Annotated in this window: 26 protein-coding genes and 1 tRNA gene; 10 read left to right on the plus strand and 17 right to left on the minus strand. The window is 60.0% G+C overall.

The genetic code is table 11. The features are described from left to right. Window positions 1-109 precede the first annotated feature (109 nt). Window positions 110-1,048, plus strand: coding sequence for a LysR substrate-binding domain-containing protein (locus ACEN8Q_RS16280; protein ID WP_413423890.1), 939 nt, complete (start codon window positions 110-112; stop codon window positions 1,046-1,048). 3 nt (window positions 1,049-1,051) lie between these two features. On the opposite strand, the gene ACEN8Q_RS16285 is transcribed toward ACEN8Q_RS16280, so the two are convergent. The 7 genes from ACEN8Q_RS16285 to dapA form a co-directional block, all read right to left on the minus strand. Next, the gene (locus ACEN8Q_RS16285; RefSeq protein WP_413703408.1) at window positions 1,052-1,417 is read right to left on the minus strand and encodes a 5-carboxymethyl-2-hydroxymuconate Delta-isomerase; all 366 of its coding nucleotides are present in this window, start codon (window positions 1,415-1,417) and stop codon (window positions 1,052-1,054) included. Window positions 1,418-1,475: 58 nt separating this feature from the next. After that, the gene (locus tag ACEN8Q_RS16290) at window positions 1,476-2,402 is read right to left on the minus strand and encodes a LysR substrate-binding domain-containing protein (protein WP_008016001.1); all 927 of its coding nucleotides are present in this window, start codon (window positions 2,400-2,402) and stop codon (window positions 1,476-1,478) included. 339 nt (window positions 2,403-2,741) lie between these two features. Further along, a tRNA-Ser gene (locus ACEN8Q_RS16295) sits at window positions 2,742-2,831 on the minus strand. Between the two features lie 83 nt (window positions 2,832-2,914). Next, window positions 2,915-3,628 carry a phosphoribosylaminoimidazolesuccinocarboxamide synthase gene (purC, locus tag ACEN8Q_RS16300; RefSeq protein WP_007944067.1) on the minus strand — a complete coding sequence of 238 codons (714 nt, stop codon included), beginning with the start codon at window positions 3,626-3,628 and terminating at the stop codon, window positions 2,915-2,917. Window positions 3,629-3,656: 28 nt separating this feature from the next. Beyond that, entirely contained in the window at window positions 3,657-4,415 is a 759-nt protein-coding gene (locus ACEN8Q_RS16305; RefSeq protein ID WP_085715396.1) for an MBL fold metallo-hydrolase, read from the minus strand. A gap of 4 nt (window positions 4,416-4,419) precedes the next feature. Further along, the gene (bamC, locus tag ACEN8Q_RS16310) at window positions 4,420-5,535 is read right to left on the minus strand and encodes an outer membrane protein assembly factor BamC (RefSeq protein WP_413423897.1); all 1,116 of its coding nucleotides are present in this window, start codon (window positions 5,533-5,535) and stop codon (window positions 4,420-4,422) included. A gap of 17 nt (window positions 5,536-5,552) precedes the next feature. Beyond that, window positions 5,553-6,431: a 4-hydroxy-tetrahydrodipicolinate synthase gene (gene dapA, locus ACEN8Q_RS16315; protein WP_413423899.1), complete on the minus strand. Its 879-nt coding sequence runs from the start codon at window positions 6,429-6,431 to the stop codon at window positions 5,553-5,555. Window positions 6,432-6,761: 330 nt separating this feature from the next. On the opposite strand from dapA, the gene ACEN8Q_RS16320 reads away from it, so the two are divergent. Next, window positions 6,762-7,322, plus strand: coding sequence for a glycine cleavage system protein R (locus ACEN8Q_RS16320; protein ID WP_413423901.1), 561 nt, complete (start codon window positions 6,762-6,764; stop codon window positions 7,320-7,322). A gap of 10 nt (window positions 7,323-7,332) precedes the next feature. Next, window positions 7,333-7,806: a peroxiredoxin gene (locus ACEN8Q_RS16325; RefSeq protein WP_110658539.1), complete on the plus strand. Its 474-nt coding sequence runs from the start codon at window positions 7,333-7,335 to the stop codon at window positions 7,804-7,806. A gap of 144 nt (window positions 7,807-7,950) precedes the next feature. Here the strand turns inward: ACEN8Q_RS16325 and ACEN8Q_RS16330 are convergent, their stop codons facing one another. Beyond that, entirely contained in the window at window positions 7,951-9,021 is a 1,071-nt protein-coding gene (locus tag ACEN8Q_RS16330) for an AI-2E family transporter (RefSeq protein WP_413423903.1), read from the minus strand. Window positions 9,022-9,052: 31 nt separating this feature from the next. After that, complete coding sequence (locus tag ACEN8Q_RS16335; protein ID WP_057400713.1) at window positions 9,053-9,292, minus strand: sulfurtransferase TusA family protein; 240 nt, start codon at window positions 9,290-9,292, stop codon at window positions 9,053-9,055. A gap of 98 nt (window positions 9,293-9,390) precedes the next feature. On the opposite strand from ACEN8Q_RS16335, the gene ACEN8Q_RS16340 reads away from it, so the two are divergent. Further along, the gene (locus ACEN8Q_RS16340; protein WP_413703409.1) at window positions 9,391-10,824 is read left to right on the plus strand and encodes a M48 family metalloprotease; all 1,434 of its coding nucleotides are present in this window, start codon (window positions 9,391-9,393) and stop codon (window positions 10,822-10,824) included. 77 nt (window positions 10,825-10,901) lie between these two features. Here ACEN8Q_RS16340 and ACEN8Q_RS16345 read toward each other — a convergent pair whose 3' ends face one another. From ACEN8Q_RS16345 to rpoE, 4 genes are all read right to left on the minus strand, one after another. Then, the gene (locus ACEN8Q_RS16345; protein WP_413423908.1) at window positions 10,902-12,326 is read right to left on the minus strand and encodes a DegQ family serine endoprotease; all 1,425 of its coding nucleotides are present in this window, start codon (window positions 12,324-12,326) and stop codon (window positions 10,902-10,904) included. A 178-nt stretch (window positions 12,327-12,504) separates the two neighbouring features. Next, window positions 12,505-13,464 carry a MucB/RseB C-terminal domain-containing protein gene (locus tag ACEN8Q_RS16350; RefSeq protein WP_413423910.1) on the minus strand — a complete coding sequence of 320 codons (960 nt, stop codon included), beginning with the start codon at window positions 13,462-13,464 and terminating at the stop codon, window positions 12,505-12,507. 8 nt (window positions 13,465-13,472) lie between these two features. Beyond that, entirely contained in the window at window positions 13,473-14,060 is a 588-nt protein-coding gene (locus tag ACEN8Q_RS16355; protein ID WP_413423912.1) for a sigma-E factor negative regulatory protein, read from the minus strand. Between the two features lie 31 nt (window positions 14,061-14,091). Continuing rightward, complete coding sequence (gene rpoE / locus ACEN8Q_RS16360; protein ID WP_003172477.1) at window positions 14,092-14,673, minus strand: RNA polymerase sigma factor RpoE; 582 nt, start codon at window positions 14,671-14,673, stop codon at window positions 14,092-14,094. A gap of 557 nt (window positions 14,674-15,230) precedes the next feature. Between rpoE and nadB the strand changes: the two genes are divergently transcribed. Beyond that, window positions 15,231-16,847, plus strand: a complete 1,617-nt coding sequence (nadB, locus tag ACEN8Q_RS16365; RefSeq protein ID WP_413423914.1) for an L-aspartate oxidase — start codon at window positions 15,231-15,233, stop codon at window positions 16,845-16,847. Here the strand turns inward: nadB and ACEN8Q_RS16370 are convergent. Next, window positions 16,816-17,268: a protein YgfX gene (locus tag ACEN8Q_RS16370; RefSeq protein WP_413423916.1), complete on the minus strand. Its 453-nt coding sequence runs from the start codon at window positions 17,266-17,268 to the stop codon at window positions 16,816-16,818. The two genes, nadB and ACEN8Q_RS16370, sit on opposite strands and share 32 nt — an antisense overlap. Further along, window positions 17,252-17,506, minus strand: a complete 255-nt coding sequence (locus tag ACEN8Q_RS16375) for a succinate dehydrogenase assembly factor 2 (protein ID WP_007979797.1) — start codon at window positions 17,504-17,506, stop codon at window positions 17,252-17,254. The genes ACEN8Q_RS16370 and ACEN8Q_RS16375 overlap by 17 nt, the downstream gene beginning before the upstream one ends. 148 nt (window positions 17,507-17,654) lie before the next feature. Here ACEN8Q_RS16375 and ACEN8Q_RS16380 point away from each other — a divergent pair, with 148 nt between their 5' ends. Both ACEN8Q_RS16380 and ACEN8Q_RS16385 read left to right on the plus strand, forming a co-directional pair. Next, window positions 17,655-18,596: a YgfZ/GcvT domain-containing protein gene (locus ACEN8Q_RS16380; RefSeq protein ID WP_413423918.1), complete on the plus strand. Its 942-nt coding sequence runs from the start codon at window positions 17,655-17,657 to the stop codon at window positions 18,594-18,596. Window positions 18,597-18,630: 34 nt separating this feature from the next. Then, a complete protein-coding gene (locus ACEN8Q_RS16385) occupies window positions 18,631-19,452 on the plus strand; it encodes an HDOD domain-containing protein (RefSeq protein ID WP_413703410.1) in 822 nt (273 codons plus the stop codon). Window positions 19,453-19,568: 116 nt separating this feature from the next. On the opposite strand, the gene ACEN8Q_RS16390 is transcribed toward ACEN8Q_RS16385, so the two are convergent. Both ACEN8Q_RS16390 and ACEN8Q_RS16395 read right to left on the minus strand, forming a co-directional pair. Further along, window positions 19,569-20,957, minus strand: a complete 1,389-nt coding sequence (locus ACEN8Q_RS16390; RefSeq protein ID WP_413423922.1) for a sensor histidine kinase — start codon at window positions 20,955-20,957, stop codon at window positions 19,569-19,571. Further along, entirely contained in the window at window positions 20,950-21,621 is a 672-nt protein-coding gene (locus tag ACEN8Q_RS16395) for a response regulator (RefSeq protein WP_057400723.1), read from the minus strand. Before ACEN8Q_RS16395 ends, ACEN8Q_RS16390 begins: the two co-directional genes overlap by 8 nt. Before the next feature lie 237 nt (window positions 21,622-21,858). Here ACEN8Q_RS16395 and ACEN8Q_RS16400 point away from each other — a divergent pair, with 237 nt between their 5' ends. Genes ACEN8Q_RS16400 through ACEN8Q_RS16410 form a run of 3 tightly spaced genes read left to right on the plus strand, consistent with a single transcriptional unit; the run spans window position 21,859 to window position 24,685 of the window. Continuing rightward, on the plus strand, window positions 21,859-23,151 hold the full coding sequence (locus tag ACEN8Q_RS16400; protein WP_413423924.1) for an OprD family porin: 1,293 nt from the start codon (window positions 21,859-21,861) through the stop codon (window positions 23,149-23,151). A gap of 39 nt (window positions 23,152-23,190) precedes the next feature. Beyond that, a complete protein-coding gene (locus ACEN8Q_RS16405) occupies window positions 23,191-24,168 on the plus strand; it encodes a Bug family tripartite tricarboxylate transporter substrate binding protein (protein WP_085715411.1) in 978 nt (325 codons plus the stop codon). Between the two features lie 58 nt (window positions 24,169-24,226). Continuing rightward, window positions 24,227-24,685: a tripartite tricarboxylate transporter TctB family protein gene (locus ACEN8Q_RS16410; protein WP_160108656.1), complete on the plus strand. Its 459-nt coding sequence runs from the start codon at window positions 24,227-24,229 to the stop codon at window positions 24,683-24,685.

Genomic DNA, 24,685 nt, shown 5'->3' on the forward strand with positions numbered 1-24,685 from the left:
CCTTGGGCGAAACTTCCGGCGAGGCATTCTCCCTGCTCCCTCATTCCGCTAGGATCACTCGCTCATCCTTGCACACGGTCAGCGCAAGGGACGCAGCGAGACGCAATGGATGCTGAACAGTAATTCGCTTAGAAAACTCGACATGCAGGACCTCATGGTGTTCGTCGCCGTGTACGAGCAAAACAGCGTCACCGAGGTGTCCGAGACGCTTTGCGTCAGCCAGTCCACGGTGAGTTACTGCCTGAAAAAACTGCGCACCGGCTTCGAGGACGAGCTGTTCATCAATACCCGTACCGGCGGCATGCAGCCCACCCGCAAGGCCGGCGCGATGTACCCTCACGTGCTGAAAATCCTCGAAAGCATCAACCTGTGTCACACCGGCTCACCCACGTTCGACCCTGGACTGCAGCCCGTGACCTTCAACATCTGCGCACCGGAATACTTCGAGCAACTGATCCTGCCGCGCCTGTTGAAAACCTTCGACCTTGCCGATCTCCCGGTGATGGTCAACGTGGTCAAACTCGAAGCCGATATTCCTGCCAGAGCGTTGCGCGAAGGCAGCCTCGACCTGGTGATGTGCTTCGGTCCGAACTTTCATCGCAGTCACGTCGATTTCAGATCGCAGACGCTGCTCGAAGATGATCTGGTGTGTGTTTTCGACAAACGCGCCACGCCGGCGGAACCACGCTTGAGCCTGCAAACCTATGTCGAACGTCGACACGTGTTCCCGACACCCTGGACGTCCGCCACCAACATGGTCGACGGCTGGCTCGCGCGGCAGTCTCGACAGCGCCAGATCGTCGCACGTGCCAACAGCTACAGCGCAGCGCTGAAGCTGATTACCGGCACCGACTATGCCTTGACCCTGCCCCGACGCATCCAGCGACTGCTGGCCGGTGCGGACACCTTCGATCACTGTGAAGCGCCCGAGGGCTTGCCGGGGTTCACCCTCGACATGCAGTGGAACCAGGGTGTCGATCAGGACAGCGCCAACATTTGGTTGCGAGAGCAAGTGATCCAGGCCTGTGTCGAACAGCAAAGCGCCTGATACTCAGTGGCTGATGGCGGTCTTGCTGTAGGAATCGCGATCGATGTCGAGAATCTCCACGCACAGCTGGACTTCAATGTCGCTCGGCCATTCACACAGGTCCTGAACCACCGCCAGCAGGCTTTCAGACAGTTGTTGCTTGATCTGTGCGGAACGACCGCTCAACAGCGCCAGCTTCACATGCACGAACGCCCGCTCAGCCAATGCCGTGCCAACCTTGAACGTCTCGACTTTGATCGCGCGGCTCTTGATGTCGAATTCGGCAGCAAACTGACCGGAACCCACCAGCGTATTGTTCAACCGCATCAATGCCACATCGGCATTCAGATCAGTCAGGTTGGCGGTGTATTCCATGTGCAGGTGAGGCATGAGTTGCTTCCTTCAAGTGGGGTGGAAAGGTCGTACATATAACACAGCGCCACCCTGTTCATTCGGGCAGCGGCAATACGGCACGCTCACTCATGAACGCCTCCAGGCGCGAACGCAGCCAGCGCTCGGCAGGGTCGCTATCGACATGGCTGAGCCAGACCATGGACAGGTCCAGGGTCGGTGTCTTGAAGGGAAAGGGCTCCTTGAACAGCACTCCCGACGCGGCCATCGCCTCGGCTGTGTAATCCGGCAGGCTGGCAATCAGGTCGGTGCCGGCAAGCAGGGCCGGCAGTGCACTGTACTGCGGCACCGAAAGCACTACCTGGCGCGTGCGACCGATATCCGCCAGCCACTCGTCGGCATAGCCACTGACATTGGCGGTATGGGACACCAGCACGTGCGGTCGCGCGCAATATTCATCGAGGGTCAACGGCGTATCCGAGGCATCGGCGCGCAAAATGCTGGGCTGGATGTGCCGCAGCAACTTGCGTTTGGCATTGGCCGGCAGGCCGCGGGTCTGGCTGATACCCACCGTGATATCGCCGGATGCCAGCAAGTCGGGAATTCGCCAGTAATCGACATGCTGCACCACAAACACCACGTTGGGTGCCTCCTGGCGCAGAGCCCGCAGCAATGGCGGCAACAGCCCGAATTCGACATCGTCGGACAACCCGATGCGGAACGACATCGTGCTGCTGGCCGGGTCAAAATCATGGGTCAGGCTCAAGGCCACGGACAAGGAATCCAGCGCCGGCGACAGGTGCTTGATGATCTCCTCTGCCCGCGCCGTCGGCTCCATGCGATGGCCAACACGTATGAACAGCGGATCATTGAACATCGCACGCAAGCGGTTAAGCGCGGAGCTGATGGTTGGTTGACCGAGAAACAGCTTTTCCGCCACCCGAGTGACATTGCGCTCGAGCATCAGTGTTTCGAATACCACCATCAGGTTGATATCGGCCTTGCGAAGTTCGTTGCGATTCATCCACTGTCCCCGATCCCCAAATCTGCTGACAGTTTAGGTAGCTGGCGCGACTGCCGTCTATCCAACTCAAGTTCAACAGATTGAGGCCGTTTACTGACGTCCAGGAACTGATCAAGGGAAAACCGGGCCATACCCAGCCGTAAGGCGGGTTGCAACAAAGCCGCTCTGAGCGAGCAGTTTTCCTGGAAACAGGCTTATGTTTTCCCACTTGGATGCGGTGCCTGGTTCGACAAAGTTTCCAGTACCGGGGCGGGATGCCGGCAGCGAGAGACCACTGAAAAAGGCCTCAGAAACGAAAAAGCCCCGTAGCTTTTCAGCTACGGGGCTTTTTCCATGTAATGGCGGAGAGATAGGGATTCGAACCCTAGGTACCGGTGAAGGTACAACGGATTTCGAATCCGTCCCATTCGGCCACTCTGGCATCTCTCCAACGGCGCGCATCATAACAACACTTTCGCAGGAAGCGAACCCCCCAAGCGAAATATTTCTGTGCTTTCAGATGCTTGCGTCGGTTAAAGCGGTACGCCCAGACGATTGGCGACTTCTTCGTAAGCTTCGATGACATCACCGAGGCCCTGACGGAAGCGGTCCTTGTCCATTTTCTTGCCGGTCGCCTTGTCCCACAGACGGCAGCCGTCCGGGCTGAATTCGTCGCCCAGAACGATGGAACCATCGTGGAACACACCGAATTCCAGCTTGAAGTCGACCAGCAGCAGGCCGGCGTCGTCGAACAGTTTGCTCAGGACTTCATTGACCTTGAGCGACAGCTCTTTCATGCGAACCAGTTGCTCGGCGGTGCCCCAGCCAAATGCCACGACGTGGGATTCGTTGATGAACGGGTCGCCCTTGGCGTCGTCCTTCAGGAACAGCTCGAAGGTGTAAGGGTTGAGCTTCATGCCCTCTTCGACACCCAGGCGCTTGACCAGGCTGCCAGCGGCGTAGTTACGCACGACGCACTCGACCGGAATCATGTCGAGCTTCTTCACCAGGCATTCGTTGTCGCCCAGCAATTTGTCGAATTGGGTCGGCACGCCAGCAGCTTCGAGCTTCTGCATGATGAAGGCGTTGAACTTGTTGTTCACCATGCCTTTGCGGTCGAGCTGTTCGATACGCTTGCCGTCGAACGCCGAGGTGTCGTTACGAAACAGCAGGATCAGGCGGTTAGCGTCGTCGGTCTTGTAAACCGACTTGGCTTTGCCGCGGTAGAGTTCTTCACGTTTTTCCATGATGGGCTCCGCTTGCTAAGTAGATGGGCTAGGCGATGTGGCGCCAGTCGAGCCCTGAATCTTGATCGGCCAGTTGCAGCCAGTCCGGGTCGCACCCGAGGGTGTCGACAAAACATTGCCGGGCCAGCTGCGGCAGGTTGTTCTTGCTGCTCAGATGGGCCAGGACCAGGTGTTGCAGGTCTTTCCAGCCCAACTCGGCCACCAGGAATGCCGCCTGATGGTTATTCAAATGCCCCAGCTCACCGCCCACCCGTTGCTTGAGAAAGTACGGGTAATGACCGCGGGCCAGCATGTCACGACAGTGATTGGACTCGATCATCAACGCATCGAGGTCCCGATAACCGTCCAGCACCTTGTCACAATACGAACCCAGGTCGGTCAACAGCCCAAAGCGCCGCTCACCGTCACTGAATACATATTGCGTCGGTTCCTGTGCATCGTGGGCCACGGCAATGACACCGATGCTCAAGTCGCCGATTTGCAGCTGCTCGCCGCCGGCCAGAAAGCCTGCGGGTTCAATCGGTTTGCGCATCCCGCGCAAGGTCCCGCGACTGAGGTAGACAGGCAGATTGTAGCGCCGAGACAGCAAACCCACGCCATGCACGTGGTCGGCATGTTCGTGGGTCACGAGTATCGCGCTCAGCTGCGCAGGGTTCACACCCAGGCGCAGCAGGCGTTTTTCGGTTTCCCGCAGGGAAAAACCACAATCGACCAAGACGTACGTATCAGCGCTGGCTACCAGCGTGCCGTTCCCTTGACTACCGCTGCCGAGAACGGCAAAACGCATAGGATCAGCCCAGGTTGTCTTGAATCTTGCTCAACACTTTACGCGCCACATCTGCCGGCGCCACGGTGTTGATGTTTTTCTCGACGGTGACCTGGACGTTCTCGCCAACCTTGCTCAGGCGAACCTGATAACGCTCGGCGCGGGCGTCAAGCTCTTCCTTGCTCGGCGCACTGCCGAACAGGCTGCTGAAGAAGCCTGGCTTGTCGTCTTTCTTCTCGGCTTTTTCTGCCAGGTTGATGTAGTACAGGCCCAGGCTGCGGTTGATGTCTTCAACGCGCCATTCGCCTTGTTCCAGCGCACGACCGACGCTCGCCCAGGCACGATCCAGGTCGGTACCGACGTTCAGCACAGGGTTGCCGCTGCCGTCTTCGCTCAGGCTGACACGGCTGGGTGCGTCGAAATCACGCGAAGCCAGCATCGACACCGAACCGCCCTTCTCCGAGATACGGCTCATGCTCGCGAGCATGTCGTCGACCAGCGCCGCGTCCAGGCCAGTGTTGACCGAACGGTTGGTGAATGCCACGTCAGCGGTGCTGCCGGCAGGACGCTCGGCGCTGACCACATAGACTTCACTGGTGTTGCGCTGCACGCCCGGCTCGATGCGCACCCGCACGCGGGTTTCGCTGTCGGTGCCGACGCCGGCCGCGCTCAGGCGTTTGCCCACGGCCGCGGACAGTTCGTCGGAATGTTGCCAGGTCGTGGTGAATTCGCCGGTTTGCGGACGCTGTTCATCCAGACGGAAGCCGTTGTCCTGGAAGAACTGAACAGCCACAGGCCAGACTTCGGCCGGCGGGTTCTGGGCCAGGATGGAGCTGGAACCGCCGCTCTTCTGCAGGGAGTAGGCGCTGGCGTCGGCAGCGGCGGTCAGCGGCTGCGGCCGAGGAACGACGTACTCGCCCTTGGCGGTGTCATCAGCCACGTTGCGCGGGATCGGCAACAGCGGATCCAGACGCTTGGCAGCACGGACATCCGGTGGCATTTGCATCGGTGCAGTCTGTTGCGCTTCCAGGTAATCGCTACCGCGGTCACGGAAATAACCTTCCGGGCCCCAGATCCATCCGCAGCCGCTGGTGCTGGAGATAATCAAGGCAAGTGCGGAAAGTCCGGCCATTCGCTTCATGCGTTGTACTTCCTCAATTAAACCAGGACGCTGCACTGGCGCAGGGCCGTGCGCAGCGTTTCGTGACAAGGTGCGCTCAGCCAGGTCAGCGGCAGGCGGATGCCTTCGTGCATCAGGCCCATTTCAACCAAAGCCCACTTCACCGGAATCGGGTTGGCTTCGATGAACAGGTCCTTGTGCAGCGGCATCAGTTTTTCGTTGATGGCCCGCGCAGTCTCGGCGTCACCCCTGAGGGCGGCCTCGCACAGATCGGCCATTTCACGCGGAGCGACGTTGGCGGTAACGGAGATGTTGCCCTTGCCACCCATCAGGATCAGCTCGACTGCGGTCGGATCATCGCCGGAAAGAACGATGAAGTCCTTGCTGACGCCATCGAGGATGGCTTTGGCACGCTTGAGGTCGCCGGTCGCTTCCTTGATGCCGATGATGTTCGGCACGGTGGACAGGCGGATCACGGTCTCGGCCTGCATGTCGCAGGAGGTGCGGCCGGGAACGTTATAGAGAATCTGCGGGATGTCGACCGCTTCGGCGATGTGCTTGAAGTGCAGGTACAGGCCTTCCTGGGTCGGCTTGTTGTAGTACGGCACGACCAGCAGGCAGGCATCGGCGCCGGCTTCCTTGGCGTTGCGGGTCAGCTCGACGGCTTCGCGGGTCGAGTTGGCGCCGGTGCCGGCGATGACCGGAATGCGACCGTTGACCTGCTTGACCACGGCCTTGATGACGGCGATGTGTTCGTCTACATCAAGCGTTGCCGACTCGCCGGTGGTGCCGACGGCGACAATGGCATGGGTGCCGTTTTCAAGGTGGAAGTCCACGAGTTTGCTGAGGCTGTCCCAGTCAAGACGCCCCTGTGCATCCATGGGTGTGACCAGTGCCACCATACTGCCCGCAATCATGAAACCGCTCCTGCCGGAAAAAGAGAGCCGTAATGGTACTGGCGCCAAGATGCTTGCACAAGCGAAGTACTGTGCTGCCGCCATTCCCCTTGGCGCCGGTTTTCGCTACCCTTCAGACTTTGATCGGTACTGATCAGCTTGTACGCCGGGTTCCAGCCTCCCTTTTCGGCCTCCCAGGCCCCGTTCCAGCATCGCCGCTGCGCGCTCCAGCTATATTATGGAGCGAGTTGCGAGCCGCAGCCCGGGGTTTTCTGAATGGGCACGCGCAGGCGCACCCCGACGGCCAACGCCTGTCAACCTACCGACCGCTCATCGCTTTAGGAATGCTGCATGTCCACCCCCACAGTCCGCGAACAATTCCTTGTCATCAGTGCGCTCGGCGCCAACCCCATGGAGCTGACCAACGTCCTGTGCCGCGCCAGCCATGAAAACCGCTGCGCGGTGGTCACCTCCCGCCTGACCCGTCATGGCGAATGCAGTGCGCTGGTCCTCGAAATCTCCGGTAGCTGGGATGCCCTGGCACGCCTGGAAGGCAGCCTGCCAGTGTTGGCCAAGCGGCATGCGTTCACGGTCAACGTGGTGCGCAGCGCCGCCCTGGAAAACCGCCCCCAGGCCCTGCCGTACGTCGCTTATGTGAGCTCGGCCTACCGCTCGGACATCATCAACGAGCTATGCCAGTTCTTCACGGACCACAACGTCGAACTGGAAAACCTGACCTGCGACACCTATCAGGCTCCGCAGACCGGCGGCACCATGCTCAATGCCACGTTTACCGTGACCTTGCCGCCCGGCGTGCAGATCAGCTGGCTGCGCGATCAGTTCCTGGATTTTGCCGACGCGCTGAACCTGGACGCCCTGATCGAACCCTGGCGCCCTCAGAACCCAATGTAAGGAAGCTTTCATGGCCGTTGCCATCGACCAACCGGTTGCCGATTTCGAAGCCCCCGCCACCAGCGGCCAGACCGTCAGCCTCGCCGGCCTGAAAGGCAAGCAGGTGGTGATCTACTTCTACCCCAAGGACAGCACGCCGGGCTGCACGACCGAGGGGCAGGGCTTTCGTGATCAATACGCGGCGTTCAAGGCCGCCAATACCGAAGTGTTCGGCGTGTCTCGCGACAGCCTGAAATCCCACGAGAACTTCAAGTGCAAGCAGGAGTTCCCCTTTGAGCTGATCAGCGACAAGGACGAAGCCATCTGCCAGCTGTTCGACGTGATCAAGCTGAAAAAGCTCTACGGCAAGGAATACATGGGCGTGGATCGCAGCACGTTCCTGATCGACGCCAAAGGCGTGTTGCGCCAGGAATGGCGCGGCGTGAAAGTGCCGGGGCATGTTGATGCCGTTTTGGCTGCCGCTCAGGCCCTGAATAAAGCCTGATTCCTCTAGCGCCTATCCGGACGCTTTCGCGAGCAAGCCCGCTCCCACATTGGACCGTGTTTTTCTGAACAACTCGGTTAACTGTGGGAGCGGGCTTGCTCGCGAAGGGGCCATCAGCCTCACTGAAAAAATCAAAGCTGACAGTTAAAGCAGCGGCGCCACCACCGGCTCCTTGCGCGGCCAGGCGTCCAGCACAGCCTTGAACAGCGTCGCCAGGGGAATCGCAAAGAACACCCCCCAGAAGCCCCACAACCCGCCAAACAGCAGCACCGCGCAAATGATCGCCACCGGGTGCAGGTTGACCGCCTCCGAGAACAGCAAAGGCACCAGCACGTTGCCATCCAGCGTCTGGATGATCCCGTAAACCGCCATCAGGTAAATGAACTGATCGCTCCAGCCCCACTGGAACAGCGCAATCAGAAACACCGGCACGGTCACCACCACGGCGCCGACATAAGGCACCACCACCGAAATCCCCACCAGCAGTGCCAGCAACGCCGCGTAGTTGAGCTCGAGAACAACAAAGGCGATATAGGTCACGCCACCGCAAATGAAGATTTCGATGACCTTGCCGCGAATGTAGTTGGCGATCTGCCGGTTCATGACATGCGCGACCCGGGTGATCAACGCCCGCTCACGGGGCAGGTAACCGCGCACCCACTGGCCGATCATGGCCCGATCCTTGAGGAAGAAAAACACCAGGATCGGCACCAGCACCAGGTAGATCATGATGTTCACAAGCAAGGGCAGGCTCGACAGCGAGAACGTCAGTGCCCACTGACCAAACTTGCCGATTTCGCCCCGCGCCACTTCGATGGCCCGCAACACTTGCTCATCGGATACCAGGTGCGGATAGCGTTCGGGCAGCAGCAGCAACAGCGACTGCCACTTGGCCAGCATGCCGGGCAACTCATTGAACAACGTAATCAACTGGTGCCACAGCAACGGCACGACAACCACGATGAATACCAGTAACAACCCCATGAATAACGCAAAGACCAGCCCCACCGCGGCCCAACCCGGCACGCGCAAGCGCTCGAGAGCCACCACCAGCCCCTGCATCAGGTACGCCAGCACCATCCCGGCGAGCACCGGCGCCAGCATACCGCCCAGGGTCAGCACGGCGGTGAACGCCAGAAATAGCAGGACAGCCAGCACCACCGCTTCTTCATCGGAGAAATAGCGCTGAATCCAGTCGCGTAACACTTTGAACATCAATAATCCTTAGGAGTAAACGCAGCCGATTTCAGGCTTTTTTCAACCAATAGCGGTAAACACCCGCGTCATCTTCTTCACGAAGCAGGGTATGACCGGCCAATCGGGCAAAGGTGCGAAAGTCGCGCTGCGAACCTGCATCGGTGGCGATGACCTTGAGGACCGCACCACTGACCATCCGGTTGAGTTCCATCTTGGCCTTGAGCAACGGCAACGGGCAATTCAGGCCACTGGCGTCCAGTTCAACGTCATGGGCTACAGCGTCGGTCATTGCATCACTCCGGGTCAGGTGGTTGAGTTGCCTAGAATATCTGGTCGCAACGCCGGTGTCCGGCTACAGTAAGGTCTTTGTCGACTAAGGCTTTGTGCATGACATTTTTGCGCCCTACCCTGCTGACGCTCGCTTGCCTGCTCGCCTCACCGGGCTTCGCCGACGACCTGCCGTCACTCGGCGACGCCAGTTCTGCCATTGTCTCACCGCAACAGGAATACCAGCTTGGCCGGGCCTGGCTGGCAATGCTGCGCAGCCAGGTCTCGCAGCTAAACGATCCGCAACTCAAGGATTACGTGGAATCCAGCGTTTACCGACTGGTGGAGACCAGCCAGGTCACCGACCGGCGCCTGGAGTTCATCCTGATCAACAGCCCGCAGCTCAACGCTTTTGCCGCGCCGGGCGGGATCGTCGGGGTCAACGGTGGCCTGTTCCTCAATGCCCAGACCGAAGGCGAGTATGCCTCGGTACTGGCGCACGAACTGGCTCACTTGTCGCAGCGCCACTTTGCCCGGGGTGTCGAAGCGCAACAACGCATGCAAGTACCGATGATGGCCGCATTGCTGGCCGGTATCGTGATTGCAGCCGCGGGCGGCGGTAACGCCGGGATCGCGACCATTGCCGGTACACAGGCCGCGGCCATTCAGGAACAACGGCGATTCTCCCGCCAGAACGAACAGGAAGCCGATCGCATCGGTATTCTCAATCTGGAAAAGGCCGGTTATGACCCCCGGTCGATGCCCACCATGTTCGAACGCTTGATGCGTCAGTACCGCTACGATGCCAAGCCACCGGAATTCCTGCTGACTCACCCGGTCACCGAATCGCGTATCGCCGACACCCGCAACCGTGCCGAACAGGCGCCAAAAGGCGGCGTCGAAGACAGCATGCGCTATCAACTGATCCGCGCACGCGTCCAGCTGATCTATGAAGAAACCCCGGGGCTCGGCGCCAAGCGCTTCCGCGCCCAGCTCGACGAGAACCCGAAAAACGACGTCGCGCGCTACGGCCTGGCAATCGCCCAGATCAAGGGCGGTCAACTGAACGAAGCGCGGGAAAACCTCAAGCAGCTGCTGGCCAGGTCACCCAACGAAATCATCTATAACCTGGCTCAGGTAGATCTGGACATCACCAACAATCGCCTGCCCGATGCCCAGTCCCGGGTTGACCGATTGATAACCCAGTTCCCCGGCAACTACCCGCTGAATCAGGTGCGCGTCGACCTGCTGCTGAAGCAGAACCGCGCCGGCGAAGCGGAGAAAGCCCTTGAAGGCCTGCTCAAGTCGCGTCCGGACGACCCGGACGTGTGGTATCAGGTTGCCGAGACGCGCGGCCTGTCGGGCAATATCATCGGCCTGCATCAGGCTCGCGCCGAGTATTTTGCGTTGGTCGGAGACTACAAACAGGCCATCCAGCAACTGGACTTCGCCAAGCGCAAGGCCGGCAGCAACTTCCCGCTGTCTTCGCGGATCGACGCGCGGCAACGCGAACTGATGGAACAGGAGCGCATGATCAAGGACATGATGGGCTGACGCCTTCGGAGACAATAAGTCCGGACATAAAAAAACCGCCTCTTTCGAGGCGGTTTTTTATTCAACCGACAACCGGGTCATTCAGCCAGTTTGAAGGTGATGAAGCTAGCACGACCCTGACGCAGTACCCGCATCGACACCGAGCGGTTCTTCGGCAGCGCCTTGGCGATGTCCGCGAACTCCTTGGTGGAACCGATGGCCTGGTTGTTCAGGTGGGTGATCACATCACCCGGCTGCAAGCCGATCATGGCGGCAGGACCGTCCTGTACTTCCTTGATCAGCACGCCACCTTTGAGGTCGTAGGTTTTCTTTTGCTCGTCAGTCAGCTCGACCACGGAAACACCGAGACGATTGCTGCTGCGCTCGATGCTGGATTTTGGCAGCGCATCCAGCTCCTTGCCTTCTTCCGGAATCGCGCCGACCGTCAGTTCGACATTCTTGCGCTTGCCGTCACGAATCACTTCCAGATTGGCCTTGGAGCCAGCCTTCAATGCGCCAACGAGATGCGGCAGGTCGGCCGACATGACGATTGGCTGACCGTTCATGCTCAGGATCACGTCGCCAACTTGCAGGCCACCCTTGGCAGCCGGGCCATCATCCTGGATCTGGGCAACCAGCGCACCCGCAGGTTTCTCCAGACCGAACGACTCGGCCAGGTCCTTGCTCACTTCCTGAATCACGACACCCAGCCAGCCACGGCTGACCTTGCCACCGGATTTCAGCTGATTGGAAACATCCATTGCCACGTCGATCGGGATTGCAAACGACACCCCCATGAAGCCACCGGAGCGGGTATAGATCTGCGAGTTGATCCCGACCACCTCACCGTTCAGGTTGAACAGCGGGCCGCCCGAGTTGCCGGGGTTGATCGGCACGTCGGTCTGGATGAACGGCACATAGTTTTCGTTCGGCAGGCTGCGACCGACGGCGCTGACGATGCCTTGGGTCACCGTGTGGTCAAAGCCGAATGGCGAACCGATCGCGACTACCCATTGGCCGGCCTTCAGGTCCTGGGATTTGCCGAGCTTGAGCACGGGCAGATCCTTGCCTTCGATTTTCAGCAGCGCCACGTCGGAACGCGGATCGGTACCGATCAGCTTGGCTTTCATTTCGCTGCGATCAGCCAGACGAACGAGGATTTCGTCAGCATCGGCGATCACGTGGTTGTTGGTCAGGATGTAACCATCAGTAGAGATGATGAAACCCGAGCCCAGGGAAGTGGCCTCACGCTGACGGTCGCGAGGTGAGCGCGATTGCGGCGGCATGCCCCGCTCGAAGAATTCGCGCAGCATTGGCGGCAAGCCTTCGAGGTCGGGCATTTGCTGGCTGACTTTGCGATCCGGCAGCTTTTGCGTGGTACTGATGTTCACGACCGCAGGCGAGGCCTGTTCGACCAGTTGCGTAAAGTCAGGCAATTCGACCGCTTGGGCGGTGACCGCCTGACCGAGCACCAGCACGGTGGCAATTATGGAAAGGTAGGACTTCAAGCGTGGTATCGACATACGGCTCCCGTTACGACGAGCATGGTTAAGCGATATGGAGCAAGGAACACCGGGAACAATACGCCGGTATTTTTGTTCCGGGAACAACAAACAAGGCCAGAGCCGAGGGGCTCTGACCTATAAGAAATTTATGGGAAATTTGCAAATTGAAATGCTCACGAAACATTTCGAATTTAGCTCACTGCTTGGTTGCAGCAGCGTCGGTACGCATCGAAAGCGCTATCCGCTCAGCAGTACCGACCGGTATCTCGCCGACGACGGTCACCATCATCTCACCCTGTGCCGTGGTCAAGCGCCGGGAAACCGCAACGGTCGGCCCCAACTGAGTACGGGTGTCGGTGACTGTTGCGCCATTCAACGGCTCGAGGAATACCGAAAAGCGCGCCAGACCATCGTCATACAACAGGCTATTGACCTGGGTTTTGGTCTCCGGATCCTTGCGAGCGGTGCTGCTGGTCAGCTCGAAGCCCGGCGGCAACCAGTCGGATCGCCAGACCTGGGCAGTCTTGACGGCAGAAGCCTTGTCACTTTCGAGGTTGACCGGCTTGCAATCGGTACTGGCCTGCAGGTCGCCTTCGGAAGGATCGTCTTTGGTATCCAGTTGCGTGAACTGGAAGCGCTCCAGCAACCGCCCCTTGTCGTCCAATAGCAAAGACTTCAGAGGCAGGCCGGTTTCCTTGTCCAGATGCAGTTCAAAACCATAGCGGTGTTGATCGCGGGGTGTCAGCGAGACGATCACTGCAGGACGCCCGGCGACACGCGACTTGCCGACGACAGCGAGGTCATACCAATTCTTGAGCTTTTGAGGATCGAGTGCACGGGCAGCGGAGTTGGGGGAGTCCCCAAGCCCTGCTATCAGTGTGCCGCTGACGCATTGAGTATGCCCATCAATGCGCACGACTTCCTGAGCGGAACCGTCGAGCTGGATCAATCGCTCGCGGACCTTTCCATCCTGGACACGGTGCCAGATGTTATGGGTAGAAAAACTACCGTTACGCTCGTAGACGAAAGTACCCTGAAAGCTCTGCTGTTGCTCTGCCTGGCCCAGGCGTGTCAACCAGTCCTGGGCATCATCGGCTTGGGCTGGAACGATGAACCAGCCACTGAGCAGAAGCGAAAATAGAGGTATGGCGCGCATGATCCTCCTTAACGGTTTTCCAGGCTTGCGGCACGAGCGTAAGGCAGAGCGCTCTCAGTACCTTTCAGTGCAGCCTGTTGTGCATGTTGGCGCAAGTAACCTGGCAGACGCTGATCGTGCCAGCCTGGCTGACCTTGCAAAACGCCGTTGGCCATTGGGCCGGTGGCTTCCGAACTCTCATTGTAGCCTGCCAGGACAGCAGGGCCTTTTACTTGAGGAACGGCCAATGCGGGTTGACTGGATTGCTGGGCCAGTTCGACACCGGCGATCTCATCCTGGTTGTACAGACGCACACCGGCCAGCACCGCCAGGGTCACGGAAGCTGCGACCGCCAGACGACCCAGGCTGCGCCATGGACCGCGGGAAGGTTTTGCCGGTACGGCTTCGTCAGCCAGGGCAGCAGAAACAGCCGCAGCGATGTCCAGACGTGGAAGCAGCAGATCCTTGTGCATCACTGCCCGAGCGATCTGATAACGAGCCCAGGTATCACGGGTTTCAACATCGTCACAGGCATTCAATACCCGACGCAATTCCAATTCGTCCGCTTCGTTATCCATCACTGCGGACAGCGATTCCTGCAGGGCTTCACGACTCATGGCGTTCCTCTCTTGGCTGTCGCCGCTGTCTTTAGTTTTCCTGCAACAACGGCTGCAGGGCTTTGTCGATGGCCTCCCGGGCGCGGAAGATCCGGGAGCGCACGGTGCCTACCGGACATTGCATGACGCTCGCAATGTCCTCGTAACTCAGACCATCAAACTCACGTAAAGTTAGAGCCGTACGCAAATCTTCCGGCAGTTGCTGAATGGTTCGATGGACGGTGCCTTCGATCTCATCCCGCAGCAAAGCCCGTTCTGGCGACTCGAGATCCTTGAGGCCATGATCGCCATCGTAGAACTCTGCATCCTCGGAACTGACATCGCTATCCGGCGGCCGACGGCCGCGTGAAACCAGATAGTTTTTCGCCGTGTTGATGGCGATGCGGTAAAGCCACGTATAAAACGCGCTGTCTCCGCGAAAATTTCCAAGTGCACGGTATGCCTTGATAAAGGCTTCTTGTGCCACATCCTGGGCTTCATGGGTGTCGTGCACGAAACGCACGATCAACCCGAGAATTTTGTGCTGGTATTTCAGCACTAGCAGATCGAAAGCACGCTTGTCGCCGCGCTGAACGCGTTCGACCAGTTGCTGATCCTCTTCCTGGGTTAGCATGAACACTCCTCGATGAGCTCGGAGGAGGCTTGCAGAACCAAACGACCAGACTTGCAAACATAGACTCGGGCTTTTCGCAAAAGTTCTCCCCCTCCAGGCAAGTTTCCTGCGGGCTCTGATTTGGCACGCACGAAAAGCGCAGCGCGAGTTGACCCGGCTGCGCGAATAATCTTGTCATCGGATTCTTCGACAAGGATCGAACCGCAATCCTTGACTGAAGCCGACGCTGTCCCTTGTTTCAGGCAACCGTCTATTGATCTTGGCCCTTTGGCAAAAGTTCCAAATATTTATAGCTGTGCCGAACCAACATTGTGCAACCGTGAAGCGAAAATGACTGTTAAATCGGCGATACAGTCATTCTCGCGCCCAACGGGCAGAAAAACATCCGACGAACCGACCGTTGTTTTACGTCACAGTAGTTTCACAATGCCATGCTGGCTCGGGTATTGTGCCGCTCCCCCCCTCTATATACTAGTGGGCTGTACGGCCGACTCGACTCGACTCGCCAGTCCGGCTGCGCCACCCCCGACCCGGGTCGCTTTGAGCGGAATCCTGAAATGAGCCAACAGTTTCAACACGATGTTCTGGTAATTGGCAGCGGTGCTGCCGGCTTGAGCCTTGCGCTGACCTTGCCCGGTCATTTGCGCATCGCCGTTCTGAGCAAGGGCAACCTCGCCAATGGCTCGACGTTCTGGGCCCAGGGCGGCGTTGCGGCCGTGCTGGATGACACCGATACCGTTGAATCCCATGTCGATGACACCCTCAATGCCGGCGGCGGCCTGTGCCATGAGGACGCCGTGCGCTTTACCGTCGAGCACAGCAAGGAAGCGATTCAATGGCTGATCGACCAAGGCGTGCCCTTTACCCGCGATGAACACTCGAGCAACGAAGATGGCGGGTTCGAGTTCCACCTGACCCGCGAGGGCGGTCACAGCCACCGGCGCATCATCCACGCCGCCGATGCCACCGGCGCTGCCATTTTTACAACCCTGCTCGACCAGGCCAGGAAAAGACCGAACATCGAACTGCTGGAACAGCGGGTTGCGGTTGACCTGATCACGGAGAAACGCCTGGGACTTGAAGGTGATCGCTGCCTCGGCGCTTATGTGCTCAATCGCGGCACCGGCGAAGTCGACACCTATGGTGCCCGTTTTGTGATCCTCGCCTCTGGTGGAGCGGCCAAGGTTTACCTGTACACCAGCAACCCTGACGGCGCCTGCGGCGATGGCATCGCCATGGCCTGGCGCTCGGGCTGCCGGGTGGCGAACCTGGAATTCAATCAGTTCCACCCCACTTGCCTGTATCACCCGCAAGCCAAGAGCTTCCTGATCACCGAAGCCCTGCGAGGCGAAGGTGCCCACCTGAAGCTGCCCAACGGCGAGCGCTTCATGCCGCGTTTCGATCCACGGGCAGAGTTGGCGCCACGGGACATCGTCGCCCGGGCCATCGACCATGAGATGAAGCGCCTGGGCGTCGACTGCGTCTATCTGGACATCAGCCACAAGCCCGAAGCGTTCATCAAGACGCACTTCCCGACGGTGTACGAACGCTGCCTGGAATTTTCCATCGACATCACCAGACAACCGATTCCGGTGGTCCCGGCGGCGCACTACACCTGCGGCGGTGTGATGGTCGATCAACAGGGCCGCACCGATGTGCCGGGACTGTACGCCATTGGCGAAACCAGTTTCACCGGCCTGCACGGCGCCAACCGCATGGCCAGCAACTCGCTGCTGGAATGTTTCGTTTATGCCCGTTCGGCGGCCGCGGACATTATCGAACAGTTGCCCACGATTTCGATGCCAGCCCCCCTTCCCGCCTGGGACGCGAGCCAGGTCACCGATTCCGATGAAGACGTGATCATTGCGCACAACTGGGATGAACTGCGGCGGTTCATGTGGGACTACGTCGGCATCGTGCGCACCAACAAGCGCCTGCAACGGGCGCAACACCGTGTGCAATTGTTGCTGGATGAAATCGACGAGTTCTACAGCAACTACAAGGTCAGCCGGGACCTGATCGAGCTGCGCAACCTTGCCCAGGTTGCCGAGCTGATGATTCTGTCAGCCATGGAGCGCAAGGAAAGCCGCGGCCTGCATTACACCCTCGACTACCCGGACATGTTGCCGGTCGCGCTGGACACTATTCTGGTGCCGCCCACCTACGTCGGCTGAATTTGAGCCGCACCCGCAGGCGTCGGTGCACATCCGCCGCCTGCGCATCCCGGGGCACGCAAATGGCCCTGACCCGGCGCTCGCCACGCAGACGGAAACGCAGTACCACCACCAACGGCAGCGCCAGGCTGTCCGGCCTTAATTGGACGGGCTGCCAACCCTTGGCCCGACTCCACAACTGCCAGCCATCGGCGTCGCGTCGCAAGCCGCAAAATGCCTGCGGGTGCGTCAGCAGGATCTGCCGGGGCAACAGCCAGGCTCCGTGAGCCACGCACAGCGCGACGCCGAGCGAGCTGGCCCAGACCGGAATCGACAGTAGACACAACGAACCCAACGCGAACAGCTGGGCCAAGAGATACGCCGCCAGCAACTGCCGTGAGGCATGCCAGCGGCATTCGAACCCGTTACTTGGGCTGGACACGATCCAGGATCATGCGAACCATGCGCTGCAGTTCAGGATCCTCGGATTCGCTGCGTTCCATGAACCAGCCGAACATGTCCTGATCCTCACACGTCAGCAGTCGGACGTACAACGCGCGATCTACCTCGTTGAGCGTTGCGTAAACCTCTTTCGTGAACGGCACCAGCAACACGTCAAGCTCAAGCATGCCGCGGCGGCTGTGCCAAAAGAGGCGGTTCAGTTCAACATCTTCGACCATGGAGCGCTCCTCAAATAGGCCGCAAGTATACAGGCCCGCGCCCCGTCGAACAGTCGGCTTTGGTCGGCACCGGCGATCCTTTGTGAACTACCCATTTCGAAGGCGCCACCTTATGATGTCCGCCAGACTCTTTACCCTGCGATGACTCATGGCCGATTCTGCTTTTTTCTGCACGCTTTCTCATGAAGGTGTTCTCGCGGTCCGCGGCGCGGACGCCAGCAAATTCCTGCAAGGCCAACTGACCTGCAATCTCAACTACCTGAGCGATTCCCGGGCCAGCCTCGGTGCGCGCTGCACGCAAAAAGGCCGGATGCAATCGAGTTTCCGCATCCTGCTCGAAGGTGACGGCGTGGTCCTGGCCATGGCCACCGAATTGCTCGAACCGCAACTGGCGGACCTGAAAAAATACGCGGTGTTCTCCAAATCGAAACTGACCGACGAAAGTGCCGCCTGGGTGCGCTTGGGCGTTGACCATGGCGATGCTGCACTGGCCAGCCTCGGTCTGGACCTGCCGGCAGAAACCGACAGCGTCGTGCGCGGCGATGGACTGATCGCCATCCGTGTCTCGCCGGAACGCGCCGAGTTGTGGGTCGCCGCCGGTCAAGCCGATGCGGTCAAAGGCAAGCTGTCGGCCGTGCTGAGCGAAGGCGACCTGAACCAGTGGCTGCTGGGTCAGGTCCGCGCAGGGATCGGTCAGGTCATGCCCGGCACCCGCGAGTTGTTCATCCCGCAGATGCTCAACCTGCAAGCGGTCGGCGGCGTGAGTTTCAAGAAAGGCTGCTACACCGGGCAGGAAATCGTTGCGCGGATGCAGTACCTGGGCAAACTCAAGCGCCGCCTGTATCGCCTGCAACTGGCTGCCAGCGAGCTGCCTGAACCGGGTATCGCGCTGTTTTCCCCGACCCACGGCAGTTCCATCGGCGAAGTGGTGCTGGCTGCCCGCGCCGGGCAGAACATCGAACTCCTGGCGGTGTTGCAAGCCGAAGCAGCAGAGAGTGGAGACATCCACCTGGGCGCGCTCGAAGGACCGTCCCTGCAACTGCTCGACCTGCCTTATGAACTGGACCGCGATCGCGAAATCCAGCAATAACGGCAGCACTTGGCGCGACACCTAGAGAGACTAAATGAGCGAGCTGGCGGAAAAGGTCCAAAAGGATTTGGTTGAGGCCATCAATAACGATGACCTGGTTCTGCCAACGTTACCGGAAGTGGCCCTGCAAATTCGCAGGGCTGCAGAAAACCCGGAAATCAGCATCAGCACCCTGAGCAAAGTGATCGGCCGCGATGCCGCGTTGTCGGCGCGCCTGATCAAGGTGGTCAATAGCCCGTTGCTGCGCGCGACCCAGGAAGTCACCGATTTGCACACGGCGATCACCCGCCTGGGCATCAACTACAGCAGCAATCTGGCGATCGGCCTGGTCATGGAGCAGATTTTCCATGCCCGGTCCGACGTGGTGGAACAGAAGATGCGCGATGTCTGGCGTAAAAGCCTGGAAATCGCCGGTGTCAGCTATGCGTTGTGCCGCAGCTACACCCAGCTCAAGCCCGATCAGGCGGCCCTTGGGGGGCTGGTGCATCAGATCGGCGTGCTGCCGATCCTGACCTACGCCGAAGATCACTATGAGCTGCTGTCCGACCCGGTCAGCCTCAACCATGTAATCGACCAGATTCATCCGCTGATCGGCGAAAAACTGCTCAGTGTCTGGGAATTTCCCGACATGCTGGTGCAAGTGCCGCGGCTATACCTGAACTTCAAACGCCAGTCTGCGCAGGTCGACTATGTGGATCTGGTGCAGGTGGCCAGCCTGTATTGCTTCCAGGACACCGATCATCCGCTTGCCCGTACCGATGCGCTGAATGTGCCTGCCTACAGGGTGCTCGGAATCGACTTCGACGACGCGGCGATGTGCGCCGATCTGGAAGAAACTCGCACGATGTTTTACTGATCAAAGACCGCGTCGCCCCCTTCGCGAGCAAGCCCGCTCCCACAGGGATTTGTGGTGCTGCATAGATCCAGTGTGGGAGCGGGCTTGCTCGCGAAGAGGTCCGAACAGGCGCTGCATCACTCCCCCGCAATAAAACTCACCCGCACCTTCAACCCTGCGTGCTCTCCATCGTGCAGGCTGATCTGTGCCAGGTGCGCACGACAGATCTCGCCGACAATCGCCAACCCCAATCCGGAACCGGCCACTTGCTGATTGCGTCGGTAAAAGCGCTCGAATACCCGATCGCGCTCTTCAAGAGGGATGCCGGGGCCATCATCTTCGACTTCCAGCACGGCGGGCGCCGAGACGCGCAGAATCACGTTGCCACCGGGCGGCGTGTGAGCCAGGGCGTTATCCACCAGATTGCTCAGCAGTTCGTTCAGTAGCGTCGGCTCGCCCCGCAACCAGACGGATTCATCCGCTTCCAGCGCCAGCGCAATGCCGCGCTTGTGGGCCAACGGCGCCATGGCCATGCCCAGCTCCCGAGCCAACTGACTCAGGTCGAGTAACTGCGCGCCGCCTTCGGCAATCGCCCGGGCGCCATTTTCGACCCGTGCCAGGGACAGCAACTGATTGGCCAGATGGGTCAAGCGATCGGTGCCCTGGGCAGCGGTTTCCAGCGTGCTGCGCCAGGTATCGGGCTCAGCCGAGCGCATGCCCAGCTCCAGTCGCGCCTTGAGCGCTGCCAATGGCGTGCGCAGTTCATGGGCGGCATCGGCAATGAATTGCGCCTGTTTCTCGAACTGGCCGCGCAAGCGCTCGGTAAAGTGATTGAGTGCGCGCACCAGCGGCCACAATTCGCGCTGCACTTCCACCAACGGTAAAGGACGCAGATCGTCCGGCTGGCGCTCTTCCACCGCCGTGCGCAAGCGCTCCAGCGGGCGCAACGCGGCACTCACCGCAAACCACACCAGCATCAACGCACCGATTGCCAGCATGCCCAGGCGTAGCAACGTATCCGCCGCCAGGCTGCGGGCCATGCTGACGCGCGCTTCATCGGTTTCCGCCACGCGGATTTCCGCCATGCCATTCATGTTCGGGTCGCTCACGGGCTTGAGCAGGCTCACCACGCGTACGTTCTGCCCGCGGTACTGGGCGTTGTAGAAACGCGCCAGCGCTGGATAGTCATCGGTGCGCGGCGTTCCCGGCGGTGGCGCGGGCAGGTTTTCGTAACCGGAAATCAGCTTCTGATTGATGTCGTTGACCAGGTAGAAAATTCGCCCGGCACTGTCGTAGGCAAACGTATCGAGGGCCACGTAGGGCACGTCGGCACTCAGGCTGCCGTCGCGCTGGGAGACACCGGCGGCGATGGTCCGCGCCGAGGCCAGCAAGGTCCGGTCATAGGCCGTGTCGGCGGCTTCGCGACCGTACCAGTAGGCGCTCAACCCGCTGGCCAGCATCAAAACCACCAGCAACAGCGCGAGGTTCCACAGCAACCGCCAGCGCAGGCTGCTGGGCTTATGCATCGCGGCTTTCCAGCAAGTAACCGAGGCCCCGGAACGTCACGATGGCGACCGGCTGGCCATCGAGTTTCTTGCGCAGGCGGTGCACATAGATTTCGATCGCATCGGGGCTGGCCTCCTCATCGAGACCAAACACTTGCGACGCCAATTGCTCCTTGCTCATCACCCGACCGGGGCGTGCGATCAGGGCTTCGAGTACGGCTTGCTCGCGGGAAGTCAGGGTCAGCAATTCTTCGCCGAGGGTGAAGCGCCGGGTTTCCAGGTCATAGGCCAGCACACCGCAACGCTGAATGCGTTCACCGCCCAGCACACTGCGGCGCAACAGGGCTTTGACCCGGGCTTCGAGTTCGGTCAGTTCGAACGGCTTGGCCAGGTAATCGTCGGCGCCAAGGTTGAGGCCGTGGACCCGATCCTTGACGTCGCTGCGCGCGGTCAGCATCAACACCGGCAGATTCTTGCCCCGTGCCCGCAGGCGCGCCAGCACTTCGAAGCCGTCCATGCGCGGCAAGCCGACGTCGAGGATCGCCATGGCGTATTCCTCACTGCCCAGCGCCAGGTCGGCCGCCACGCCATCGTGCAGGACGTCCACGGTCAGCCCGGTGCCCTTGAGCGCCTGGGCGACACTTTCGGCGAGCTGCAGATGGTCTTCGACGAGCAGGACACGCATGGATCTTTACCTCATTCAGGGATGGTCGACGCCATTCTCTGGCGCGGAGTTTACAGCCGCAACCGCCGCTGTGAAGCCCGAAAACCGTGAAAGTCAGCTGAAAGCTTAGCGAAAGGTTAGCCCGTTACAGTCCAGCCACGGACAGTTTCGACTGCCGTCGCTGCGGCCATACAGCGATACGAAAAACGCCTCGAAGCGTTTTCGACAAATAAGAACAATAAACGGAGTAAGTCATCCATGCAGTCCTTGCAGACCCAGGCTATCGCGCCTGCCCGCCTCTCCCGTTTCAGCCACACTGCGCTTGCCAGCGCTGCCGCCCTTGCCGGTTTTTCACCTTTGAGCCACGCCGCATTCTTCGAAGACAGCTCGGCCACTTTCGAAACCCGCAACATGTACTTCAATCGCGATTTTCGCGACGGTACCAGTGCCCAGCAATCCAAGCGTGACGAGTGGGCCCAGGGGTTCATGCTCAATCTGAAATCAGGCTACACCGACGGCACCGTGGGGTTCGGTGTCGATGCGCTGGGCATGCTGGGGGTCAAGCTCGATTCGAGCCCGGACCGCACCGGTACCGGGCTGCTGCCAACCCATGACGACGGGCGCGCGGCTGACGAATATTCCAAGCTCGGCCTGACCGGCAAAGTGAAAATCTCCGCCAGCGAGCTGAAAATCGGCAGCCTGATCCCGGAGCTGCCGATCCTCAAGCCCAACGACGGGCGCATCCTGCCGCAGACCTTTGAAGGCGGCATGCTGACCTCCAAAGAGATCAAGAACCTGACCTTCACCGGCGGGCGCCTGGACAAGGCCAAGGATCGCGACAGCACCGACTTCGAGGACGTTGCCCTCAACAACAAGAACAGCCGCTTCGCCGGAACGGTGGCCGGCGAACACTTCGACTTTGGCGGCGTGGACTACAAGTTCACCGACAAGATCACCGGCAGCTACCACTTCGCGCAACTCGATGAAGTCTACAACCAGCACTATCTCGGGCTGGTTGCCTCGCAGCCGTTCGGCCCCGGCACCTTCGCCAGCGACCTGCGGTTTGCCATCAGTGATGACCAGGGCGAGGCCCGTGGCGGCAAGATCGACAACAAGTCCCTCAACGGTCTGGTGAGCTACGCCCTGAGCGGGCACAAGTTCAGCGCGGGCTACCAGCACATGTCCGGCGACAGCGCGTTCCCGTATGTGGATGGCACCGACCCGTACCTGGTGAACTTCGTGCAGATCAACGACTTTGCCGGTGCCGAAGAGCGCTCCTGGCAAGCGCGTTATGACTTCGACTTCGTCACCCTCGGCGTCCCGGGTCTGAGCTTCATGAGCCGTTACGTGAGCGGTGACAACATCAAGCTCAAGAACGGTGACGAAGGCAAGGAATGGGAACGCAACAGCGAGATCAAATATGTAGTACAAAGCGGCGCGCTCAAGGATGTCGCCGTGCGTCTGCGCAATGCCACCTACCGTTCCAACTACTCCGCTCGCGATGCCGATGAAGTGCGTCTGCTGGTGAGCTATAGCGTTGCCCTTTGGTAATTCAGTACGTCCATAACAACAACTCCCAAGGAGACTTGAATGAACCTGTCAATGCGTAAAATCGCTCTCGCCGCCAGCGTCCTGCTGTTCACCGGCCAGGCGCTCGCCGAACCCAAACGCCCGGAATGCATCGCCCCGGCCTCGCCCGGCGGTGGCTTCGACCTGACCTGCAAACTGGCGCAAAGCGCGCTGATCAACGAAAAACTGCTGACCAAACCGATGCGCGTGACCTACATGCCCGGCGGTGTCGGTGCGGTGGCGTATAACGCGGTGGTTGCCCAGCGTCCGGCCGATGCTGGCACCCTGGTGGCCTGGTCCAGCGGCTCGCTGTTGAACCTGGCCCAAGGCAAGTTCGGCCGTTTCGATGAAAGCAACGTGCGCTGGCTGGCCGCCGTTGGCACCAGCTATGGCGCCATCGCGGTCAAGAGCGACTCGCCCTACAAGACCCTCGACGATCTGGTCAAGGCACTGAAGAAAGATCCGAGCAAAGTGGTGATCGGTTCCGGCGGCACCGTCGGCAGCCAGGACTGGATGCAAACCGCGCTGATCGCCAAGGCCGCGGGAATCAACCCGCGCGACCTGCGCTACGTGGCCCTCGAAGGCGGCGGTGAAATTGCCACCGCCCTGCTCGGCGGTCACATCCAGGTCGGCAGCACCGACATCTCCGACTCCATGCCGCACATCCTCAGCGGTGACATGCGCTTGCTGGCGGTGTTCTCCGACAAACGTCTGGACGAGCCGGAAATGAAAGACATCCCGACGGCCCGCGAGCAAGGCTACGACATCGTCTGGCCGGTGGTGCGCGGTTTCTACCTCGGGCCAAAGGTCAGCGATGAAGACTACGCCTGGTGGAAAGCTGCCTTCGACAAACTGCTGGCCTCTGAAGACTTCGCCAAGCTGCGCGATCAGCGCGAGCTCTTTCCGTTCGCCATGACCGGCCCGGAACTGGACACCTACGTGAAGAAGCAGGTCGCGGACTACAAAGTGCTGGCCAAAGAGTTCGGCCTGATCCAGTGATCGTCTCTGTCTAGCGGCTGCGACTCCGCTCGGCGGAGTCGCAGCACAGGAGTTCCTCATGCTCTTACAACGCATTTTTGCTTCGGTGCTGTTGCTGGCCTGCCTCAGCCTGGTGGCGATGGCCTGGCCCTACCAGGCACCTTTTTCCTACGAACCGATCGGCCCGCGAGCCTTCCCCCTGCTGATGCTGGGGCTGATGGGCCTGGCGCTGGTGTACATGGTGTATCGCCCCTCGCCGATCAAACACACCGATGAAGATCCGCCAATGGATCGCGAAACCCTGAACAAGATCGGTGTTTGCGTGCTGTTACTGCTGGTCTTCGCCGGGCTGTTCGAACCGCTGGGCTTCATCCTCAGCAGCATGCTGATTGGCATTCCCATGGCGCGCCTGTACGGCGGGCGCTGGTTGCCGGGCGCGGTGATCATCAGCCTGATGAGCGTCGGCCTGTACCTGCTGTTCGACAAAGTCATGGACGTGCCACTGCCTCTGGGCCTGCTCGACGTTCTGGAGAACTGA

It is taken from the genome of Pseudomonas sp. Pseusp16 (genome assembly GCF_047324915.1).
Lineage (GTDB): Bacteria > Pseudomonadota > Gammaproteobacteria > Pseudomonadales > Pseudomonadaceae > Aquipseudomonas > Aquipseudomonas fluorescens_CD.

Excerpts from the sequence above, each read along its gene's own strand:
- ACEN8Q_RS16280 (WP_413423890.1), top strand. The coding sequence starts at position 110 with ATGCTGAACAGTAATTCGCTTAGAAAACTCGACATGCAGGACCTCATG.
- ACEN8Q_RS16285 (WP_413703408.1), bottom strand. The coding sequence starts at position 1,417 with ATGCCTCACCTGCACATGGAATACACCGCCAACCTGACTGATCTGAAT.
- ACEN8Q_RS16290 (WP_008016001.1), bottom strand. The coding sequence starts at position 2,402 with ATGAATCGCAACGAACTTCGCAAGGCCGATATCAACCTGATGGTGGTA.
- purC (WP_007944067.1), bottom strand. The coding sequence starts at position 3,628 with ATGGAAAAACGTGAAGAACTCTACCGCGGCAAAGCCAAGTCGGTTTAC.
- ACEN8Q_RS16305 (WP_085715396.1), bottom strand. The coding sequence starts at position 4,415 with ATGCGTTTTGCCGTTCTCGGCAGCGGTAGTCAAGGGAACGGCACGCTG.
- bamC (WP_413423897.1), bottom strand. The coding sequence starts at position 5,535 with ATGAAGCGAATGGCCGGACTTTCCGCACTTGCCTTGATTATCTCCAGC.
- dapA (WP_413423899.1), bottom strand. The coding sequence starts at position 6,431 with ATGATTGCGGGCAGTATGGTGGCACTGGTCACACCCATGGATGCACAG.
- ACEN8Q_RS16320 (WP_413423901.1), top strand. The coding sequence starts at position 6,762 with ATGTCCACCCCCACAGTCCGCGAACAATTCCTTGTCATCAGTGCGCTC.
- ACEN8Q_RS16325 (WP_110658539.1), top strand. The coding sequence starts at position 7,333 with ATGGCCGTTGCCATCGACCAACCGGTTGCCGATTTCGAAGCCCCCGCC.
- ACEN8Q_RS16330 (WP_413423903.1), bottom strand. The coding sequence starts at position 9,021 with ATGTTCAAAGTGTTACGCGACTGGATTCAGCGCTATTTCTCCGATGAA.
- ACEN8Q_RS16335 (WP_057400713.1), bottom strand. The coding sequence starts at position 9,292 with ATGACCGACGCTGTAGCCCATGACGTTGAACTGGACGCCAGTGGCCTG.
- ACEN8Q_RS16340 (WP_413703409.1), top strand. The coding sequence starts at position 9,391 with ATGACATTTTTGCGCCCTACCCTGCTGACGCTCGCTTGCCTGCTCGCC.
- ACEN8Q_RS16345 (WP_413423908.1), bottom strand. The coding sequence starts at position 12,326 with ATGTCGATACCACGCTTGAAGTCCTACCTTTCCATAATTGCCACCGTG.
- ACEN8Q_RS16350 (WP_413423910.1), bottom strand. The coding sequence starts at position 13,464 with ATGCGCGCCATACCTCTATTTTCGCTTCTGCTCAGTGGCTGGTTCATC.
- ACEN8Q_RS16355 (WP_413423912.1), bottom strand. The coding sequence starts at position 14,060 with ATGAGTCGTGAAGCCCTGCAGGAATCGCTGTCCGCAGTGATGGATAAC.
- rpoE (WP_003172477.1), bottom strand. The coding sequence starts at position 14,673 with ATGCTAACCCAGGAAGAGGATCAGCAACTGGTCGAACGCGTTCAGCGC.
- nadB (WP_413423914.1), top strand. The coding sequence starts at position 15,231 with ATGAGCCAACAGTTTCAACACGATGTTCTGGTAATTGGCAGCGGTGCT.
- ACEN8Q_RS16375 (WP_007979797.1), bottom strand. The coding sequence starts at position 17,506 with ATGGTCGAAGATGTTGAACTGAACCGCCTCTTTTGGCACAGCCGCCGC.
- ACEN8Q_RS16380 (WP_413423918.1), top strand. The coding sequence starts at position 17,655 with ATGGCCGATTCTGCTTTTTTCTGCACGCTTTCTCATGAAGGTGTTCTC.
- ACEN8Q_RS16385 (WP_413703410.1), top strand. The coding sequence starts at position 18,631 with ATGAGCGAGCTGGCGGAAAAGGTCCAAAAGGATTTGGTTGAGGCCATC.
- ACEN8Q_RS16390 (WP_413423922.1), bottom strand. The coding sequence starts at position 20,957 with ATGCATAAGCCCAGCAGCCTGCGCTGGCGGTTGCTGTGGAACCTCGCG.
- ACEN8Q_RS16395 (WP_057400723.1), bottom strand. The coding sequence starts at position 21,621 with ATGCGTGTCCTGCTCGTCGAAGACCATCTGCAGCTCGCCGAAAGTGTC.
- ACEN8Q_RS16400 (WP_413423924.1), top strand. The coding sequence starts at position 21,859 with ATGCAGTCCTTGCAGACCCAGGCTATCGCGCCTGCCCGCCTCTCCCGT.
- ACEN8Q_RS16405 (WP_085715411.1), top strand. The coding sequence starts at position 23,191 with ATGAACCTGTCAATGCGTAAAATCGCTCTCGCCGCCAGCGTCCTGCTG.
- ACEN8Q_RS16410 (WP_160108656.1), top strand. The coding sequence starts at position 24,227 with ATGCTCTTACAACGCATTTTTGCTTCGGTGCTGTTGCTGGCCTGCCTC.